This window comes from Phytobacter sp. V91, from assembly GCF_965644225.1.
Taxonomy (GTDB): domain Bacteria; phylum Pseudomonadota; class Gammaproteobacteria; order Enterobacterales; family Enterobacteriaceae; genus CBFFRJ01.
Genome location: NZ_CBFFRJ010000350.1, coordinates 1 through 293, shown reverse-complemented (window position 1 = coordinate 293; position 293 = coordinate 1). Strand labels below are relative to the sequence as shown.

Below are 293 nucleotides of genomic sequence, written 5' to 3'. Positions count from 1 at the left end.
GTCCCCGACCGCACCACCATCATGAATTTCCGTCATTTTCTGGAGAAACATAACGCCGGTGAACAGGTGCTGGCCCTGATTAACCTTAAACTGAAGCAGGCAGGACTGATGATGCGTAAGGGGGTGATTATCGATGCCACCATCATCTCTGCGCCCTGCTCTGTGAAGAATAAATCCGGGCAACGTGACCCGGAGATGCACCAGACCCGTAAAGGCAATCAGTGGTACTTTGGTATGAAAGCGCATATTGCGGTTGATGCAGCGACAGGCCTGACTGAAAAAGTGGTCACCAC

The 293-nt window shown here is 51.9% G+C and carries 1 protein-coding gene; it reads left to right on the top strand.

Going from position 1 to position 293, the window contains the following annotated elements:
- Window positions 1-293 (top strand): transposase (locus ACSZO4_RS25980; protein ID WP_437891947.1); only part of this gene is annotated, 293 nt, incomplete at both ends.